Consider the following 20,625-nt stretch of genomic DNA (forward strand, 5'->3'; position numbering starts at 1 on the left):
CATGAAAAAAGTTATCTATTTTATCGTATTCATTTTAGCATTGGCTTTTACACAGACACTAAAAGCACAGGTAGGTGTTTCCATTCGGATTTTACCACCTTATCCAAATCGAATTACCGATTACGAAAGCAGACCGCAACAAGTGCTGATCACCTTAACCAATCAATCGGCTGGAACACAGCAAATACAGTTACGTGCTGCGGTGGTGGGCGACAATGGCATTAGGTTGGAGGTGGGCAGAAATTATAAAAGCTCAGCTGCAATAACACTAGCACCTGGGCAGGTGCGCAACTTGAATGGGGCTGATCTGGTTACGCTATTTGATTATAACCAGCTTACCTACACTGGCATTACCAAAGATGAATTTATCCGTGGAAATGGATTGCCGGAAGGCAGCTATCAGGTTTGTATGCAGGCTTACGATTACAACACCAATGCGCCAATAAGTGCCGATGAACCTGTGGGATGCAGTAACCGGTTTTCTATTAGCAGTTTGGAACCTCCGCTGGTAATTAAACCCCTTGACGGAGAGGAACTTAAATCAATAGTTGGAGATATTTTTACCATCAACTGGACCACTCCTCCAGGTGCACCACCATCAATCAGATATAAAGTGAGGATAATTGAAACACAGGCCAATCGAAATCCGAATGATGCGTATTTAACAGCAGTGCCGCCTTACTTTTTCGAAAAGGAGGTAATGGGCAATGTCTATGTTTATAATCCTGCAGATCCACAACTAACGGCAGGCAGACGATATGTTTCGGCGGTAACAGCTTTCGATCCGAATAATGGTTACACGTTTCGAAACAATGGAATTAGTCAAGTCAGCTCATTTATTTATAATTCTGCCGCTACCTCCTTTACGGAAACTAAATCTGAGGAAACTAAATCATCGCCTAAAAAACCGATGACCACCAATAGTATCAAAGGTAAGGCGCTTTGGGCTTTTAAAGCGAGTGAAGATAGTTATAAAGGCGTTACACCAAACAATAGTGGGGGTAGCGGAGGTAATCTGCTTTTTACTCCAGATTTTACCGATGTAGCAGCGGCTTTAAAGATGCCGAATGGATATGCAACTGCCGGACTTATCACAGCAACCACCACAACATCACAACCAGGTTCTGCAAATAATAGTAATGCTTCAGTTGGTAAGGGAGTAATTGGCGGTATCGTTTATAATGCCTTTAATCCCTTAACAGATAATCCTTCAAATGTTCGCAATGCGATTACTACAGATAAAACCATTATTGCTGCGGCAGCCAATAATGGCTATGTAAGCGCAGTTACGGCGAATGCCAATGCGTCGGTTTCTTCAGCCGTATTTGTAACTGGCCACCGAAAATTAGATTCCGGTGTTGATGCATCCAGTGGGATCGCCTCATCTGATAAAAAACCGCTTGCAGGCGCCACCGTAAAGATAATCGGCGTTCCAAACACAACGCCGGCAATTTTAAATCCTTACAATGCAGCTGTTCAAAAAGAACAGGAAAAACAGAAAGAGCAAACCAACTCGCAGTTCGGTATTTTCTCGTCCAAAAATAGCAAAGCAGTAACGCCAGGTTCACAGAAGGACAGTAAAAATACTAATGAACCGGTTAGTGGTAAAAAGAATGAAGTGAATTTCACCATTAAAAATCTTGAGCCTAATTTAATCGCTTCTGGTAAAACCGATGCTGAAGGTAATTTCGATGTGAATTTTGCTGACTTGAATTTCACCGGTGGAGACCGCTACAGCCAGATTAAAATTGTGGTGAGTAAAGGTGCTATCGAAGAGACTAAAACTATACCGGTAAGCATGTTGAAAAATACGGATATCGATTTGGGAGAAATTATTTGCCTGGCATCAACCTATCGTTTTTCTCCAGTGATTGAACTGCCCCAAATTCAGGGTTCGGAAAATGATAAAAAAAACATCGTAGTAAAAATCTATCGTGAAGATGCAGATGCCATTGCTTATCCTTTTTTAAATGATGATGGCAATTTATCATCCGACAGGAAAGTGAAAGAAACAGTTAATGGAAAAAGTATGGTTCTAGTTGCAGTAGATAGTGTGGCTGCCAGGAGCGGAGCTAGTTTCAAATTTGCGAAGTTGTTTCATAGCATTAATTATACGGTTAAACTCAGTACGGGTGGAAACATCACATCAACATCAGGTGGTTTAAAAGTGGCTGATGTTGAATTGTCAAATACACAAGTGGTGAACGTAAAACCAACTTACCAGCTGATTGCGCTTCCTCCGGCTATAGTTGGTTCGGTTCAATTGTCACTACAAAATGGTTTCGCATCCGTTAAGGATGCTATCGTTAAGGTTGTATTTAATAAAGATGATGTTGAAGAATCAACTGTGCAAGGGTCGCCTTTTGTAAGTGTTGGAGCAAGTCAATACAGTAGTCAGTTGGTGGCAGGTATTTCTATTGCCAATACAAATGTGCAGGCCAGTAAGCCAGCACAAACCATTGCAACAACTAAATCAACTTCTACGGGAAATTTTTATACCAGTAATCTTGTAAATTCAACCTTGGGCGGTGGAAAAAATACTCTTGCAGCTAATCTTGGTACATCATTTCCAGGCGGCAACGGGATAGACAGAATGCTTGTTGATATGGCTTATACGTCGAGAACTGATAGTGCCGGTAATTATGCTATTGGTAATTTACCACGATTAAAAGAGGGTAAATCGTTTACTGTAAAACTCATTCAGGTTCCTGCGGAGTTTAAGAATCTCAAGATTGATCCATCAAACGAAATTATCGTTAACAGGGTTTTAGATGGCGAGCAAAAAGACGTTTCCTTCAGGATAAAACCGGAATTGGTACAGGTTGCGGGTAGAGTAGTTGCTGAAGATAAAAAAGCTTTAGGCAATGCCAGGCTCAATTTTGAAGGTTCAACGGATATTTTTACTTCAGGAGAAACCGGCTTGTTCAGCACTACTTATTTTCCGGGAACGCATTATTTGATCATTAAAAAGGAAGGTTATGTAGATGAACGAATCCAGGTGATCATTCCTGCAAAATCTACTGGAAACAATAGTGGTAACGGAACAGCGGGCAATTCCGTTCAGCTGCCGGGCAATGTACTGGAATCTGCACATATTTTCAAAAACGATAAAATTTACGAAGATACACGGGCGGTTAATCTTAAAAACACACAGGCCAACGCAGTTGATTTAAGTATTCAACTGATGAATACTCCAACCGTTAAAAACGAACTGGCTAGAGGAACTACGTTTTCACCAGTATTGTTTGGCGTCGCTGCTTCTCAAAGTGTTACCAGCATCAATAACTCTGGTATTAAATCTTTTTCTTCACCTGTTGCACCAAGCGTTACGAATGTTTCGGGCTCAGGTGCGAAATTGGTTAACTATTCATCATCTAATTTCAGCTCGACCGCCAATTTGAATAGCAATGTAGTTGGGGCCTTGTCAGAGCTGTTTGACAATACTTTAACGGGCTCAAATTATGGGTCGAATACGCTTACCACGCTTGATTTGGGTGATGTTGGCTTTTTGAAAAGAAAACTAGGTAAAATTAGATTTAAAATAACCGATGCAGAATCAAATGGGGCAATTGCCAATGCACAAATTAAGCTTTTTGATACCACGGGAGTTACCGATAGCAAAGGAGAATGGTTTTACGTAGGTTTCGGCGGCGATGCGAAAGTTTCGGTTACAGCGCCAGCAGGCAGTGCTTACGTAATGGTTGAGGAAAGTTTACTCATCAACGAAAATGGTAGTGAACTGCCGAAAACGATTAAACTTCAAAAAGGGATAAAAGTTAGTGGTTTTGTAAGAAATAACAATTCGGCGGTTAGCGGTGCTACCGTTAAAGTAGAAGAAAAACCTTATCTCTTAACCACTACTGATGCAACAGGTGGTTATAGTCTATATCTTCCAAAGGGTAGCTTCCAGTTGAAAGCATCAAAATCAGGTTATATTGCTAAAACGGAAACCGTAAATACAAATAGCGGCGCTGTAGAAAAAGATTTTGCATTGGCCGATGGTGGTGGAAGGAACATTGCCAAAATTTTAGGCTTTGAAGTTGAGCTCGATCAAATGGTTCAGGAAGGCAACGGATATCGGGTTTCTGGCGCCTTTGTAAACCTGATTCCAGCGTTGAGCGATTTGAAAGCTATTGGCACTATCAAATTGCAGTTTAGTAATGCCAAAATCAACTTTGATGCAAATAATAACGCGGTTCCGGAAGGTAATAAAATTGTAACCGACGAACTTTCATTATCCTTCAAGTTGCTGAATTTTATTCCGGTTGCCATTAAATCGCAAAACGGAATAATTGTAGAATCCGATGGCAGTGGCGGGGGTAAAGTTACAGGAGAAGTTGAGGCGAACATGACAGCAATACAAGGCAGCCGTGGCTGGAGTTTAATCAATGCTGCGGTTAAACTGGTTCCTGAAAATGTTACAGCTTCAAGCGCTGTAACGTTGTTTAGCTCTGCGGGAACTGCTCAAACTGCCATAAAATATAAAATCAAAGGTCCGCAGGCAGGTTGGCAAGGCAGCGTTTACGGCTTTAAATTTTTGGCCCAAACCGAGCAATCGTTCATCGATAAAGATGGTTTACATTTTGGCGGCGAAATACATACGCCGGATTTAGGTCCGATTAAATCTTCTGTTTTTAAAATTGAAGAATTTGTTATTGGCTCTGATTTATCGGTAAAACGCGTTAAGGTTTCGCAAACCAACTTGCCCGCTATTAAAATATTAGATTGGAGTGCTACGCTGGCTTCTTTCTTATTTAATGAAGATGGTTTTAAAATTGGCGGCAAAATGGTGATTAAAGTGCCGGCATCTGGAACTTCAAACATCGATTTTTCTGATGTTTCCATCAGTCGCGATATGTTTTTTTGGCGGGAAATTTATCATCCCAGAATCTGGAATAAATATTTTCAACATTGTAAATCTTAAAAAGGGCGCTGCTCCAATTTCTTTCGGCCAGGTTCCAAACCAGTCAGGAGTGTACAAGTTAGGTGGTTCTGGTAAAATTAAGTTTACCAAGTTCTTCACCTCGGAAATCAATATTCCAATTTTCGAAGTGCATACCAACGGACGCTTCCTGGTAGATGCGCCTGTAAATTTCGAATCTGACCTGACATTCGCAAAAATTAAAGTTCAAGCTATTAAGTTTGACAATACTGGCGGCACTCCGCTGATCGGTATCAAGGGCGCCCTTTCGGTTGATGTACCCTTGTTGAGTTTGAGCGCAGCAGATATTTCCTTCAAAAATAGTGGCGGCGGTGTAAGTGTCTCAGTTGGCAAAATCAAGGCATCGCTGGATGTACCGGTATTGAAAACCGAGATTGAGGTTGCCATGAATGATAAAGGTTTTGAAGGTGGAGGTAAACTCGGAATACCAGGCACGACAATCGACGCAGCGATCAAGTTTCATTATAAGAAGGTTAACTCCGGAATCGATTTTGGTGCCAGTTTCGATGCTAATGTGTCAATACCGATAGGTTTTGTAACCATAGAAGGTGTAGGAGGCGGATTTAGATATAACACCGCTACCAAAGATTTTATGGTTGATATTAACGGCGCACTTTCCATTGCCAATTTAGGTACTGCAATCAAACTGGATCCAATTGGCTTAACTGTTCGCAGCGGACCTATATTTGAAGGTTATGGCACTGTAGTAATCGGTACAGCCTTGAACGTAGCGCAGGCCAGAATGAAGTTGGATTTTCCTGAGGCAACATTTAGTATCGCCATTGATGCACAAATCGAACCCATAAAAGGTTTAGCAAAGGCAAAAATTCAAGGCGATTTAATCATCAGTTTGAAAAATGACGATCGTTTTGCCTTTTTAGGCTGCAGCATGGAGGCCAATTTATTAGGCTTAATAAAATCAAATGGAGAATTCGCACTGGGTGTGGGTGTTAAAAACCCAAGTACGCGTGGCGATAGGGTAAGTCATTACTTCCAAAATGTTGATACGAGATATGTAAAAGATGTTTTCTCAGGAATATATGTGAATACATATTCTAAAATGGGTATTCCAAAAGATAAACCACTCGAATTTAAAGTGCTGATTGCGAGTTTGAAGTTCTGGTATTCGACCGAAGCAAGTGCAAAATTGATTTTCAATTTTGCAGAAAATAGCTACCTCATTGGCGTAGCGGGCAATATGGGTGGTGGATTTGAAGCTTGTTTGCTTTTTTGTGTGGGCATTAACTACCAGGCAGGATTCGAATTTATGGGCGGAAGAAACGATGCAGACGGGTGGTTTTTCAGCGGAAAAGCGCATGGAAGAATAGAGTGCAGATTAGGTGGCTGTAACCCAAGTTGTAATGATGTTGACTTCGGCGTTTTATGTGGAATGGGAGTAAAACTCTGTGCAGGAGGAGGAGCGAAGATCACCTTCAAAGAGAAGGCTGCAAAGAAACTTGATTTAAGCTTTTACGTTGATTTATAACCTAAAAAAATTATGAAAACAATTATCACAATGTGTCTCTCCATTATTTGCTTTTGGGTGAAGGCGCAAGAACCAACAAATACAGGGGTAGAAATGGGCCAGTTAATGCCTGGTAAAAATGCAGTGTGTGGCATCGTCCCTTCCGAAGAAGGCCGATCAAGTTTTGATAGCTACAAAGGCATTGTTAAACAGTTTGATGTTTATAAAGATGAAAATGGAAGAGGAAACTTTAAAAAAATAAATACACTAACCTTTCCTAGTTCATTTGATGATTTTACTAAACGTGCTGGAACCGTTATCGCTGATGCTGTTAAGAATGCACTCGAAGTAACAGACGGTAGCACGGCTTACAAACAATTGCAATCTGGCAACATCAAAAGTTTGGGTATGTTCCTTATTTCAAAGGAGTTTTTAAAGGGAATGGGTATGATGTGGGAAGATGAAAATATTAAAAACAACAACCCCTCAACAGCATATCGCGTAGTAAAGGTAAATAGTGATGGGAAAGAACAAATTCTGTTTACCCAAAAGATAAATGAGGTAAAACGAATTCCTTTTGGAGCCTATCGTTTAAAAGATTTAGTTAACGCAGACAGTGTGATTCAACTTACCTGGACCGCCAAATTAACCAATGCACCAGCTGTGTTTGGTAAAATTTACAGGTTAAAAAATGGCGAAAAGTCATATCAGTTAATTAATCCACCTTCATTGTTTTATTCAGTGAATGATACTTCCAAAACATTTTATGCAGAGGAAGTAAAACCAGGTCAATTATATCGCTATTATGTTGTTCCTGAAGATTTTGCGGGTAACCAGGGCCTACCATCTGATACCGCCTATGCAATTAGTAAATCTTTTAGCCAGATCAAAGGCATCGCTAATTTTTCCATTAAAGATTCGTTAAAAGGTGCATGGTTATCATGGAAAGCGCTGCCGAATGAAGGCATTTACACAGGTGTGCAAATTTTGAAATCCAGAAAGTCTACAGATGGATTTATTGAGGTAGCCACACTTTCAGCAACAGATAGTTCGTATTTTGACAAAGCAATTTTGCCTAATGTAACCTATCATTATCAGGTTCGCCCACTCACTATCCAGGTTAAAGGCTACACCTTGCTTCCTGCAGCAACGGCAAATATCGCTGTGAAAAGTCAGCAGGATACACCGATGGCACCACAAGGTTTAAAGGTTTGGCAAGATAGTACGGCTCAGGTAAAATTATTTTGGGATGTAAATCCTGAGATTGATCAGTTTGCTTATTATGTACTCAGAGGAACTTCGAAAGACGATATGAGGATTGTTTCGGGTGCGTTGCGTACCAATACCTATACAGATTCTCTGCAAAATTTAAACGAACAAAGCACTTATTTTTACGGTATTCAGTTGATGAATATCTCTCAGAAAATGAGCGAGGTATCATCGCCGGTAATGTTTAAACCTTTAAAAGTCGAATTCGTTCCTTATCCATCTGGTTTGGGGCTAAGGTATGCCGATGAAGCAGTCAAAATCTTTTGGGAAAACATGATCGAAAAGAATGATGACATCGTGGGTTACAGGGTTTTTCGAAAATTAAGAACTGAAAAGGAATTCAAGTCACTAAATGAAGCCCCTTTAAGAACTACGGTTTTTAATGATACTACTGCAGCGCCTGGTTACGATTATGATTATGCTGTTTCAGCTGTGAATGCGTCGGCAAATCAAAGTATTTTATCACCTGTAAGCACTATCACCATCCCGCTAACAGCAGTTTTAGCAGCACCAGCAGATCTTTATCTGATCAATAAACCTGAGGGCGTTTATGTTTCGTGGCCAGCGCATAATAACTTAAAGCTCACAAATTCCATCTACCGGAAATCTAATCTTGACAAAGAATTCAAACTCATTGCAAATGTAGAAACCAGTGATTTTTACATTGATGCTTCCGCACAAAAAGGTGCGCTATATAGTTATCGGATTGTGGCTAAAACCAAACTAGGTGTCAGTGAGCCAGGTATTGAAAAATCAATAAGAAGAAATTGAAAAATTAAATACTGATGAAATGATTTACAAAAATAGTATTTATAGCTTATTGCTGGTGGTGCTGGCAATGTGCTTTTCGCAATGCGCAAAAAAGTTCGAATATGAACCTACAGATAATTCTGCTGTAATTGATAGTATTAGTCCGCGTAGAGGAACGGAAAATACTCAGGTGCGCATTTACGGAAAAAATTTTCCCGTGGATACGGCCAAAATACGGGCGCTATTTAACAACAAGCAAGGACTTATTATCGAAAAATCAACCAATAACGTCATCTTGGCAACAGTACCTTATGAGGCCGGAACAGGTAACGTTATGCTGCAAGTAAATGGCCAGGCAGTTAATGGACCAACATTTACCTACGATTTTGACTCACCTGTAATTTTGGAAGTACTACCTTTAACAGGCATTGCAGGAACGGAAGTAACCATTAACGGGCGGAAGTTCAGCGCAACGGCTGCCAATAATCAGGTTACCATAAACGGAGTTCCAGCTACTATCACCAAATCATCTACGGCTCAGTTGATCGCACAGGTGCCGGAGGCAAAAAACGGACCTATCACTGTTACCTCCAATAGCATTTCCAATCAGGGGCCGGTGTTTAAATTTATTCCCCACATTACAAGCCTTGATAAAGGAAGTGGTTATGTTGGTGATGTAATTAAAATCGCTGGTAGATATTTCGATGCCGGAACAAACCTTAACGTAACTTTCAATGGCGTAACTGCAGCCGTTAATTCAGTAAATAGTACAGGCATTGAAGTTAAAGTACCTGCCTCAACATCGGGACATGTAATGGTCACCGTTGATGGAGTAAGTAGCAATACACAACCGTTTACATACAAAATTGCACCAACCATTACAGGCTTAAGCAAAACATCGGCTTTTGCACAAGATACCCTGACGTTATTTGGCGCCAATTTTATCGGTACTGCTGCTCCAGTGGTATCGTTTAATGGAAGTGTAGCAACGGTGCTGAGTCATTCTGCTAATCAGATTAAAGTACAGATACCGGCGGGTACCAATGGCAATGTGCTGGTAACCGTTGACGGTGTAGCCAGCAATGCCGTTCCATTCAGTTACCTGCAAAATATTGTGGCAAGCAGTTTAAACCAGGCGTCGCCCGTGTTACGCAATGTTTCCGGAATTGATGGTGCTACAGTGGTGATTAAAGGGAATAGCTTCGGTGCACAAACAAATGGCATCCGGGTTACGGTCGGTAATCAGAATGCACAAGTGGTAAGTGTTGATGATGGAAACGTTACTTTCCTGTCACCAAGTTTTTCATCTTCTCAGCCCAATGTTCAACAAATAAAGATTTACCGAAACAATGTGGAAGCCAGTTATCCAAACGGAAATTTAACATTTACCTACCTTGAGCCCACAATACTGTCATCAAGTTGCACCATAACGCCATCAGGCATCTTAGGTTTTTCAATGTTAACGTTTGTGGTAAGTGGGAATAATTATAATGCAACAGCGGCCAATGCCAATTTCGAAATGTTTATCGATGGTATAAAATATCCGGCCGTAGTAAATGCAAATGCTGCTACAATTACCATGACGCAGCCAACCGGCGCCATCAAAAATGGTTATAACATTCAGGTGAGGAATAAGTGGGGTGCTTTTATCTCAGCATTTCAGCGTAATATAACCTTGAATGGTTTTTCAAGAAGTTTTGTAAATAACACGAATTGGATGACCATAGTAGGGGATGGGTTTGGTAATACTGCAGAAACAGCAAGATCAGTAAGTATTTATCGGATCAATAATGGAGTAAAGGAAACTGTAAATATAAATAGCATCATATCCTGGAGTGATGACCGGATTGTTGTAGAATTTCCAAGTTATATCGATGATCGAACCTATGGCGTTGAAGTTAAGATAAATTTAAAAACAGCAAGTAAGGAACAGTTTTTAAATCACCTTCCGGATGTGAACTAGAATAATGTAATTTTAGAAAAGCTCTGGGGGATGGAGGTCTTCATTCCCCAGAATATTTAAACCTTTGCAACATATTCTTTTCTGGTTGGATTTTTTTATTAAAACCTAAAACAAATTTGCATTTTAGCGGTTTATCACTGATTACGCAGTAAAACTAATTTGAACTAAGAATTTATGGGGAAGAAGATATGCCTGCTCGAAGACGATCAGGGCATTAAAGAAATTATTGAGCTTATTTTGACAGAAGAACAATACGAAGTTTACGGCTTCTCCAACGTTAAAGAGTTTATGGCTTTTGATGGTAAAGCATCACAAGACCTTTATTTACTTGATGTGAAGCTTCCAGACGGTAACGGCATTGAGGTTTGCGACATGCTGAAAAACAGCGATGCAACTAAAGATATTCCTGTAATGATGATGAGTGCCCATGCTGCTTTAAGTGAAATGAAAAAACAATGTGGTGCAGAAGATTTTATTGCGAAACCATTTGATATTTTCGACCTATTAAAAAGAGTTGATGCTTTTGTAGGTCCTTCTAATTAACAGATTTAAATAAATTTTATAAAGTGTAATTGCCTCTGTAATTCTTTAAATACTTTTTCAGTTCTATTCTGGCCTGATGGATATGCGTTTTAACTGTCCCAATTGGAATACCCAATTCCTCCGCAATTTCATGGTATTTATATCCTTCAAAATACCGTTGGAAAGGAATGCTATAGTTAGGATGAATACTGCTTAATGCTTTTTGAATATCACCCATCACAAACTTTCCTTCTGAAGCATTTTTAGATGAACTTTTCAAAAGATGCGCACTTGAAATATCTTCTTCAGTTGTAATCAGTTCATTACGCTTTTGATCTTTCCTGTAGTTATTGATGAAAGTATTCCGCATAATAACATAAAGCCAGCCTTTAATATTTGTTCCTGCATCAAAATTATGGCAAAATCTAATCCCTTTTAAAAGTGTATCTTGAACAAGGTCCTTAGCTTCATCTTCATCTTTTGTGAAGCGCATGGCATGCAAGTGTAAAGAAGTTGCGTGTTCGTCCGCATTTCGGCTAAATTCTAATTGATCCATTATTAGTGGTAGTTAAAAACATTAAGTCATTAGCGTTGCGTCGCCAGGGATGACCTTTTATTAACAAAAATTTGCCACATTTAGTTTCAAAAATATATTTAACGATTGCCTTTAGGTAGTATTTGGGGTATTAATACCTAAGTTATTACTCAATTTATTGACGATAAGTATCTGTTTTAAAATAACATGGTGATATTTCATGTTGGAAAACAAATAATTAAATAAAAACTCGCCATAAATTGTATGGAAGTAATAATTTCGAGAAGAAATAAAGATATTTGAATAAACGGAATACTAACCAGTGGCAGACAATTGTTGATCAAAATCTTTTACCAGCGTTAAATCATATCGTTTGTATTCGTAATTAATAGCAAGTTCACGAAGTTGATTAATCTCTGGAGTAAAAATGGAGTGAGCGTTTTTAATCTCAGAAAGTTGCTGAATTTTTTGAATAACTATCTTATAGTCTTGGTCGGTTAGAATCTGGTTCATTTTGTTTTGTGTTGAGCTGCCTAATTTCAGAATGATAACAGGAATGAGCTTATAAAAGTTTTCTACACGTGTTAATTTCGTTGAATAATAAGCCAGAAACCTTTTCAACTAAAATTGTGTTTTGTGATTATGAAAAAGCATACTGCACAAAATATTGCCAGAGTTATATTAGGAACAGGATTAATTGTTGCCGGCATTGGTCATTTAACTTTTGCACGAAAGGAGTTTCAGGCGCAAGTGCCAAATTGGGTTCCATTGAAAAAAGATGATACTGTAGTCGCTTCAGGAGTTGTGGAAATTGCAATGGGTGCTTCTCTGGTACTTGCGCCGCGAAAATATAGACCTGCTGTAGGGATTTTGGCTGCATCATTATTTGTTGCAGTGTTTCCTGGAAATATTTCTCAATACCTTAACAAACGCAACGGATTTGGATTGGATACTGATGAGAAAAGATTGATGAGGTTATTTTTTCAACCTGTGCTGATCTATTGGGCATTAAAAAGCACTCAAAAGGAAGTCATGAAACTATAATCTATGACAGTCAAACAATGCCTGGCTTTTCTAGTTTTATTTCTGTAAAAGGAGAAATATGAAACACTACGACGCAATTATCATTGGGGCAGGACAAGCAGGAACACCATTGGCTAAGAAGTTAGCGGAATCGGGCATGAAAACCGCAATTATCGAAAAAAGGATAGTAGGCGGAACCTGTATCATTGATGGCTGTACACCCACCAAAACGATGATTGCCTCTGCAAGGGCTGCTTTCCAGGCTCGGACTGCCGGTAAACTTGGTGTTGTTATTCCGGATGTACAAGTTGATCTAAAAAAAATCATCAAGAGAAAAAATGAGATCGTCGACTTATTCCAGGCTTCAGCCGAAAAAGGGATTAAAACCACGAAAGGTTTGAAATTATATCTTGGTAAAGCTTTTTTTACCGGAACAAAGGAGCTAAAGGTAGAAATGAAGGATGGAAAGACAGAAAACTTAAGTGCAGATCTTATTTTCATAAATACTGGTGCAAAGACGATTATTCCTGATATACATGGGTTAAAAGATGTAGATTATCTTACCTCTACCTCAATTTTAGATATTGAGGAAATTCCGGAGCATCTGGTAGTTATAGGCGGTAATTATATAGGTTTGGAATTCGGACAAATGTTTGCTCGTTTTGGCAGTAAAATTACTATTCTGGAAAAGGCGCCACATGTTCTGGCGAAGGAAGATCAGGAGATTGCGGATGAAATATGTAAGGTACTTGATAACGAAAAAATCGAAGTTTTAAGATCAGTTACCATTGAATCAGTAACGAAAACCAAGAATGGTCTATCTGTAAAAATTGAAGATAAATCAGGTGCCAGAAAAATTAATTGCAGTCATATTCTTGTGGCAGCTGGTCGGAAAGCTCAAACAGATGATCTAGGCTTAACTTATTCTGGAATAAAAAAAGATGATAAAGGTCACATCATCGTAAACGAAAAGTTAGAAACCAATATAAAAGGTGTTTATGCTTTGGGCGATGTAAAGGGCGGTCCGGCATTCACGCATATCGCATACAACGATTATACTATTGTTTATCGCAATTTAATTGAGAAAACAAAGCTCACCATAAAAAACCGACCGATTCCGTATTGCATGTTTACTGATCCGCAATTGGCGAGAGTTGGTATTTCAGAAACTGAAGCGAAAGAGCAAGGATTAAATTATAAAGTGGCGCTTTTACCGATGGCAAATGTAGCCCGGGGGATTGAAACCGGCGAAACTTTTGGTTTAATGAAAGCAGTTGTTGATGCGAAAACCAAACAAATTCTGGGTGCTGCTGTCATCGCAGCCGATGGTGGAGAAATTATGTCGGTTTTACAAATGGCTATGCAAGGGGGAATTACTTATGAAGATATTCGATATGGCATTTTTGCACATCCAACCTATAGTGAATCTTTGAATAATCTATTTATGAAATTAGATGATTAAAGTTGAGGCGGTAAGCAAAAGCTATGGCAATACGCTCGCTGTTAAGCAAGTTTCCTTTGAAGTATCGGAGGGAGAAAATCTTATTTTGCTTGGCACCAGTGGATGCGGTAAAACCACCACGCTTAAAATGATTAACCGGTTAATTACGCCGGATGCTGGAAACATCCTCGTTAACGGAAAAGATATTGCGAAGGAAAAACCTGAAGTATTGAGAAGAGGAATTGGTTATGTGCTACAAAACACGGGACTATTTCCACACTATACCGTTGCGGAAAACATCGCCATTGTTCCTAAATTATTAGGTTGGGAAAAAGAAAAGATCAAATCACGAAGTAATGAAATCATAGAAAAACTTCACTTATCTGAGAAATATTTATCCGCTTACCCAGGCGAACTTAGTGGTGGTCAGCAGCAACGTGTGGGTTTAGCGAGAGCATTGGTTACAGATCCTTCTGTTTTGTTAATGGATGAACCCTTCGGAGCGCTTGATAATGTAACCAGAACGAGCATCAGAAAAGAATTTAAAGGATTAGAGGAATTGAAACGAAAAACGATGGTAATGGTTACTCATGATATTCATGAAGCGTTTGAACTTGCAGACCGGATTTGCCTGATGAATAAGGGGGAGATTGTTCAAATTGGAACGCCAAAGGATTTGCTTTATAAACCTGTTACTGACTTTGCTAAAAACTTTCTGGCCAGCGAAAAGCTTTCATTGGAATTTAAAATTATCTCGATGGATGATATTTGGGATTTGATTCCATCATCCGAACCTGTAAGCGCAACCTCTCTATCTTCTTCGGTAAGCGTTTGGGATGTAATGGATAAATTACAATCAGCACCATCTCTTGTAGTAAAAAACCCATCTGGCGAACAGAAAAATATCGCTTTCAGCGCAATCACCGAGGCGTTTAAACGCTATCAAAAAAAGCAATCTCATGAGTGAAAATCAGCAGAGCCTGTGGCAATTCATGTCCGAGCAATCTGATAAACTGCTCAACCAAACCTTTCAACATGTAGGCTTAACTTTTATTTCTCTTCTTTTCGCCGTACTTATCGGTTTGCCACTCGGTATTTTAATCGCCAGGAAAAGAAAAATTTCGGGTTCTGTTCTGGCTTTTGCGGGCGTGCTTCAAACCATTCCGAGCATAGCCCTATTGGGTTTCATGATTCCTTTGTTGGGCATTGGTGCTAAACCCGCTATTGTAGCTTTGCTTATTTATGCATTGTTACCCATTATCCGAAATACCTATACCGGAATTGTCGGCGTAGATGCAAGTATTCGGGAAGCTGCCAAAGCAATGGGAATGAACAATTGGCAAATACTTTTCAAAGTAGAACTTCCGTTGGCTATGCCCGTTATTTTAGCAGGCATCAGAACGGCAACGGTAATTAATGTTGGTGTGGCAACACTGGCATCTTACATTGCGGCAGGTGGTTTGGGTGAATTTATTTTCGGTGGAATATCTTTAAATAACACCAATATGATTTTGGCTGGAGCTATCCCGGCGGCAGTTTTAGCGATTGTTTTAGATGGTCTGCTCGCTTTGCTGCAAAATTTAAACTTTAAAAGGTTGCGCAAGGTTCTGCTTGTTTTACCAATTTTTCTACTCATTTTGAGCGGCTTTTATTTGCTGCCAAAAGCATACGGAAGTTCACTTACAGCTGGTTTTACACCCGAGTTTATGGGGCGGCAAGATGGCGATTTGGGTTTAAAATCAGTGTATGGGTTAAAAATACATACCATCGTAATTAGCGATGCAGTAATGTATAAAGCTGCTTTTGAAAAGGAACTGGATGTAATTAGCGGCTATTCTACTGATGGAAGATTAAAAGCCTTCGACCTCACTATTCTGAAAGACGACCAGCGCATTTTTCCACCTTACTATGCGGCACCGATTGTGCGGGAATCTTCATTAAAAAAGTTTCCGGAACTTGAAAAAGTATTGAATTTACTAGCAGGCAAAATAAGTGATTCAATCATGACGGATCTGAACTATAAAACAGATCAACTGCACCAAAGTCCGGAAAAGGTAGCGAAAGATTTCCTGATCAGTCGGAATCTTTTTAAAGTTTCGAAAAATGGAAAAGCGGGCATAGTTCGCATTGGCTCAAAGATTTTTGGTGAGCAATATATCCTGGCGGAAATGTACAAAATGCTTATTCAGGGAAATACTGATTATAAAGTGGCTACTAAAACGGGTTTAGGCGGTACGAAAATTTGTTTCGATGCTTTGGTGAATGATCAGATTGACTTTTATCCTGAATATACCGGTACCGGATTATTGGTTTTGCTGCAACCCAAAGCTGAATTTGCAAAGCAGATAGCGCATGATAAAGATAAAACTTACCGTTATGTAAATGACGAGTTTCGTAAGAAATTTCAGATTAAATGGTTAACGCCTATTGGGTTCAATAATTCTTATGCATTAATGATGCGGAGAAAACAATCGAAAGAACTGGGTGTTTATACCATCACAGATCTTAAGCAATATCTGGATAACAACAAATGAATTTTATTGAAGAATACTTGCGCATAAGAAAGCATTCTGAACAAATATGTGAGCCTTTGCAAACGGAGGATTATGTTGTTCAACCGATTGCAGATGTAAGTCCCCCGAAATGGCATCTTGGCCATACCACCTGGTTTTTTGAAACATTTATCCTCAAAGCCTTTTCTGCAAACTACCAGGAATTTAACCCAGAGTTTAATTATGTTTTTAACAGTTATTATGAAACTGTAGGCGCAAGGGTTATCCGCACCGATCGCGGAAATCTGAGCAGACCAAGCGTTAATGAAGTTTATCAATATCGTGCCTATGTAGATGAGGCCATGCAAAAATTACTTTCCTGTCCGGTTGATGAAAAGCTAACTGAATTGCTGATTCTGGGCTTCAACCATGAACAACAACATCAGGAATTATTGCTTACTGATATTAAATATATTCTGGGCAACAATCCTTTGTTTCCGGCTTACTCAAAAGATTGGAAAGATGCAACAGAATCAGTCTCTGGAGAGAATATGATCAACATCACAGAAGGTATCTATGAAATAGGCTATAAGGGTGATGGCTTTAGTTTTGATAATGAATTATCGCTACACAAAGTCTACCTACCTCACTACTCCATTAGCGCCAATCTGGTCACTAACCATGAGTATCTTGATTTTATCAATGCTGGCGGATATCAGGATTTTAGTTACTGGCATGCAGAAGGGTGGGATTGGGTGAAAAACAACCAGATTAATGCGCCTTTGTACTGGAATAAAATTGATGGGCTATGGCATCACTACACCCTAAATGGCTTACAGAAACTTAATTTTGATGCTCCAGTAACGCACATAAGTTATTATGAGGCTTACGCTTATGCCAGTTGGAAAGGATTACGTTTGCCCACAGAATTTGAATGGGAAATAGCAGCGCAAAAATTTGATTGGGGCAAAAGATGGGAGTGGACAGAAAGCGCATACCTGCCATATCCAGGTTTTAGCAAAGCTCCAGGTGCAATTGGCGAATACAATGGCAAGTTTATGGTCAATCAAAAAGTGTTGCGTGGCGCATCTGTTGCTACACCGCAGGGCCATGAACGTATTACTTACAGAAATTTCTTTCATCCACATTTGAGGTGGCAGTTTACTGGCATTCGATTAGCAAAATAATTTTTATGGATACGATGATTACAAAACGTATGGTTCCGGTTGGTTCGCAGTTTTTAAATGATGTTTTAGCTGGTTTACAAGCTGAAACAAAATTTTTAAGCTCAAAATATTTTTACGATGAAAAAGGCGACCAGATTTTTCAGCAGATTATGGAAATGAAAGAATATTACCTTACCGATTCGGAAATGGAAATTCTTCAGGAACAATCGGCTAAGCTGGCTACTTTGATTTCCTTAGATGGGGATGCTTTCGATTTAATTGAACTTGGCGCAGGTGATGCCACCAAATCCATTCATTTGCTGAAGGCTTTGCTTCAGGCGCAGTTAAATTTCACCTACCTACCTATCGATATTTCTGCTCATGTAATTGCTGATTTAGAAGAAAATTTGCCTAAAAAACTACCTGATCTGCAAATTGAAGGTTTGAACGGTGATTATTTCAAAATGCTGGAAAAGGCAAAGGCTATGTCCAACCGTCGAAAAGTAGTTCTATTTATGGGCGCTAACATTGGCAATATGGATTTAGCAGAAGCAGAAAACTTTTGTCGTGATTTGCGGGAGGAGCTTTCTCCAAATGATTTGTTAATTATTGGATTTGACTTGAAGAAAAATCCGCAACAAATTTTAGCCGCTTACAACGACCCGACCGGAATTACACGCTCTTTTAACCTGAATCTGCTCAATCGAATTAATGGAGAACTGGATGGCGATTTCAATATTTCAAATTTTGATCATTATGCCTCATACGATCCGGAAACTGGCGCATGTAAAAGCTATTTAATTAGCTTGAACGATCAACGTGTAAATATTGGCGATGAAACCATTCACTTCAATAAAAACGAACACATTTACATGGAAATTTCACAAAAATATTCACTGGAGGATATTGATGCATTAGCGAGCAAAACAGGTTTCACGCCAATGCACCGCTTTTTCGATCGTCAGGAATATTTTGTTGATGCTGTTTGGAAAGTGGATTAATTTTTCCCGTCAATCACATCCAGCAACTGTTGTAAATCATCCACCGTATTATAAAAATGGAATGAAAATCTTGTACCGGCACCTCTTGCTGAGCATAAGATTTTGGCGTTCGCCAGATTTTCGACCATTTCTGTTTTTAAAGGTAAGCTGATAATGGTCGATTGACTCTCTCTTTTGATCATCCATTCTGGCAGCAAACCCCTGTTGTAAAATTCTGCTCTGGCTTGATTACAAAGTAGTTGATTGCTTTTTTCAATAGCTTCAAATCCGACAGATTGCAAGAAATTGAGGCTATAGTCAAGCGAACCAAAATTAAGAGTGTCTAAATGGCCAGGCTCGAAATTCATAACTAAATGGCTTTTACCTTGTAAAAAAGGCGCAGTAGGTAAGCTTTCAGTAGATTTTTCCTGATAAAGTACATTAATAAGCTGATCTGATAACATACAAAAACCATTTCCAAAGCCCGAAAGGAGCCATTTATAACCGCTGGAAAGCATGGCATCCAATCCCGATTCTTCGAAGTTAAATGTTTTAGTGCCACAAAATTGGGTGCCATCGGCAATCAACATCAGCTGCGGATAATTTTGTTTTATTTGTTTAATGAAGCGCTCTGATAATTTATAGCCGCTGATATATTGCACCATGCTAAACGCAAATGCTGTAGGTTTGAATGATTCAATCGCTTTCAAAATATTTTCTTCAAGATTTTCATCAATCGAAACTTCTTGGAATTCAAAACCACTGGATTTTACAGGATAGGCTACAGAAGGATAATCTTCATTTAACAACAAAAAGCGCTGGTTTTTCGCCAGGCCGTTTAACAAAGTATTAAAGCCAAAAGAAAAGTTCGGTATCAGAAATACGTTTTTAGCCTGAAAAATTTCAGATAGTTTTAGCCTTAGTTTTTCGATGATGGTGCCGCTCTCTAACCTAAAATTACTGCCTCCAGCTAAATATTGCTGATCATGCTGCTGACGCCATGCTATTAATGGTTGATATAAAATTCCGGAATAGGCGGTATTAAAATAAGTATATTCTTTAAGTACAGGGAAAATATCTTGAAAGTTCATATTCAAAAGTACTAGAAAATAACTACTCCAAACCATCGGCTTTCTATTTTGTTAAATCTTGGAAACATTTATCAATCTTATGGAAAATCAGACCTCAATCCTCATCAACGAACTCAAAAAATTGTTAAGTGGAGGTGGAGCACACGTAGGTTTAAAAGAAGCACTTGCTGATTTAAGTATAGAACAGGTTTCGCAAAAACCCCATCAATTACCGTACAGCATTTGGCAGTTAGCGGAGCATATCCGGATTGCACAATGGGATATGCTGGAATTTAGTAAAGATGGAAATCATCAATCGCCGAAATGGCCGGATGAATATTGGCCTAAAGAAGTTGCACCTGAAACTGAAGAAGCCTGGAATAAAACCATTGCCAGCATTGAAAAAGATCTCTTGGAATTTATCGAACTCATAGAATCTGAAGATCTTTACCAACAAATTCCACATGGACAAGGGCAAACACTTTTACGCGAAGCATTGCAAATAGCCGATCACAATGCCTATCACATTGCAGAAATTATAGTGATCAGAAGATTGATCGGCGCCTGGAAAAGCTAACCGAAAACGCTCTAAATATTGTTTAACTAATTTTTATAATCATGTTGCAAACAAGTAAAGCATTCAGTTCTTTTTCTGTTAAAAATATAGAAGAAGCAAAAGCATTTTATGAATCAATCGGTTTAAAAACCAAAGTTGGAGAAATGGGTATACTGGAGTTGGTAATAGATGGCGCCGAAAATATTATGCTTTATCCAAAAGATGATCATGAACCTGCAACCTTTACCGTATTAAATTTTCCGGTAGCAAGTATCGAGCAAACCGTCGATGATTTGATCGCTAAAGGTGTAAAATTTGAACAATATCATTCGGAATACATTAAAACCGATGAGAAAGGAATATCAAGAGGATCGGAGGGACCTCAAATTGCCTGGTTTAAAGATCCTTCTGGAAATATTTTATCCGTTTTAGAAGTTTAAATAGAAATCCC

16 protein-coding genes are annotated in these 20,625 nt (G+C 39.1%); 13 read left to right on the forward strand and 3 right to left on the reverse strand.

The annotated features are described in order from the left end of the window. The first annotated feature begins 1 nt into the window (after position 1). From ON09_RS03415 to ON09_RS03435, 5 genes are all read left to right on the forward strand, one after another. Entirely contained in the window at positions 2-4,924 is a 4,923-nt protein-coding gene (locus ON09_RS03415) for a carboxypeptidase regulatory-like domain-containing protein (protein WP_010599658.1), read from the forward strand. After that, positions 4,836-6,428, forward strand: coding sequence for a hypothetical protein (locus tag ON09_RS03420; RefSeq protein ID WP_010599659.1), 1,593 nt, complete (start codon positions 4,836-4,838; stop codon positions 6,426-6,428). Before ON09_RS03415 ends, ON09_RS03420 begins: the two co-directional genes overlap by 89 nt. Positions 6,429-6,440: 12 nt before the next feature. Then, complete coding sequence (locus ON09_RS03425; RefSeq protein WP_010599660.1) at positions 6,441-8,447, forward strand: fibronectin type III domain-containing protein; 2,007 nt, start codon at positions 6,441-6,443, stop codon at positions 8,445-8,447. Positions 8,448-8,466: 19 nt separating this feature from the next. Continuing rightward, positions 8,467-10,389 (forward strand): IPT/TIG domain-containing protein, encoded by a 1,923-nt coding sequence (locus ON09_RS03430; protein ID WP_010599661.1) that lies wholly within the window; start codon positions 8,467-8,469, stop codon positions 10,387-10,389. 174 nt (positions 10,390-10,563) lie between these two features. Next, positions 10,564-10,932 carry a response regulator transcription factor gene (locus ON09_RS03435; RefSeq protein WP_010599662.1) on the forward strand — a complete coding sequence of 123 codons (369 nt, stop codon included), beginning with the start codon at positions 10,564-10,566 and terminating at the stop codon, positions 10,930-10,932. Between the two features lie 16 nt (positions 10,933-10,948). Here ON09_RS03435 and ON09_RS03440 read toward each other — a convergent pair whose 3' ends face one another. Next, positions 10,949-11,467 (reverse strand): RNA polymerase sigma factor, encoded by a 519-nt coding sequence (locus ON09_RS03440; RefSeq protein ID WP_010599663.1) that lies wholly within the window; start codon positions 11,465-11,467, stop codon positions 10,949-10,951. Between the two features lie 294 nt (positions 11,468-11,761). After that, a complete protein-coding gene (locus ON09_RS25380; protein WP_162097932.1) occupies positions 11,762-11,959 on the reverse strand; it encodes a hypothetical protein in 198 nt (65 codons plus the stop codon). A 129-nt stretch (positions 11,960-12,088) separates the two neighbouring features. On the opposite strand from ON09_RS25380, the gene ON09_RS03450 reads away from it, so the two are divergent. From ON09_RS03450 to egtD, 6 genes are read left to right on the forward strand one after another with little or no spacing between them, the layout of a single operon-like run. Next, a complete protein-coding gene (locus tag ON09_RS03450; RefSeq protein WP_010599665.1) occupies positions 12,089-12,490 on the forward strand; it encodes a DoxX family protein in 402 nt (133 codons plus the stop codon). A 58-nt stretch (positions 12,491-12,548) separates the two neighbouring features. Beyond that, the gene (locus ON09_RS03455; protein WP_010599666.1) at positions 12,549-13,931 is read left to right on the forward strand and encodes a mercuric reductase; all 1,383 of its coding nucleotides are present in this window, start codon (positions 12,549-12,551) and stop codon (positions 13,929-13,931) included. Next, a complete protein-coding gene (locus ON09_RS03460; protein WP_010599667.1) occupies positions 13,924-14,877 on the forward strand; it encodes an ABC transporter ATP-binding protein in 954 nt (317 codons plus the stop codon). The genes ON09_RS03455 and ON09_RS03460 overlap by 8 nt, the downstream gene beginning before the upstream one ends. Next, positions 14,870-16,444, forward strand: a complete 1,575-nt coding sequence (locus tag ON09_RS03465) for an ABC transporter permease/substrate-binding protein (RefSeq protein WP_010599668.1) — start codon at positions 14,870-14,872, stop codon at positions 16,442-16,444. Before ON09_RS03460 ends, ON09_RS03465 begins: the two co-directional genes overlap by 8 nt. Further along, positions 16,441-17,589 carry an ergothioneine biosynthesis protein EgtB gene (egtB, locus tag ON09_RS03470; protein WP_010599669.1) on the forward strand — a complete coding sequence of 383 codons (1,149 nt, stop codon included), beginning with the start codon at positions 16,441-16,443 and terminating at the stop codon, positions 17,587-17,589. Before ON09_RS03465 ends, egtB begins: the two co-directional genes overlap by 4 nt. Positions 17,590-17,594: 5 nt before the next feature. Beyond that, positions 17,595-18,569, forward strand: coding sequence for an L-histidine N(alpha)-methyltransferase (gene egtD, locus ON09_RS03475; RefSeq protein WP_010599670.1), 975 nt, complete (start codon positions 17,595-17,597; stop codon positions 18,567-18,569). Here egtD and ON09_RS03480 read toward each other — a convergent pair. Beyond that, positions 18,566-19,639: an aminotransferase class V-fold PLP-dependent enzyme gene (locus tag ON09_RS03480; protein ID WP_029204083.1), complete on the reverse strand. Its 1,074-nt coding sequence runs from the start codon at positions 19,637-19,639 to the stop codon at positions 18,566-18,568. The genes egtD and ON09_RS03480 overlap by 4 nt on opposite strands. Before the next feature lie 79 nt (positions 19,640-19,718). Here ON09_RS03480 and ON09_RS03485 point away from each other — a divergent pair, with 79 nt between their 5' ends. Continuing rightward, positions 19,719-20,195, forward strand: a complete 477-nt coding sequence (locus ON09_RS03485; protein ID WP_010599672.1) for a DinB family protein — start codon at positions 19,719-19,721, stop codon at positions 20,193-20,195. 41 nt (positions 20,196-20,236) lie between these two features. Then, positions 20,237-20,614: a VOC family protein gene (locus ON09_RS03490; protein ID WP_010599673.1), complete on the forward strand. Its 378-nt coding sequence runs from the start codon at positions 20,237-20,239 to the stop codon at positions 20,612-20,614. Positions 20,615-20,625: the final 11 nt, after the last annotated feature.

It is taken from the genome of Pedobacter agri PB92 (assembly GCF_000258495.1).
GTDB classification, from domain to species: Bacteria; Bacteroidota; Bacteroidia; order Sphingobacteriales; family Sphingobacteriaceae; genus Pedobacter; species Pedobacter agri.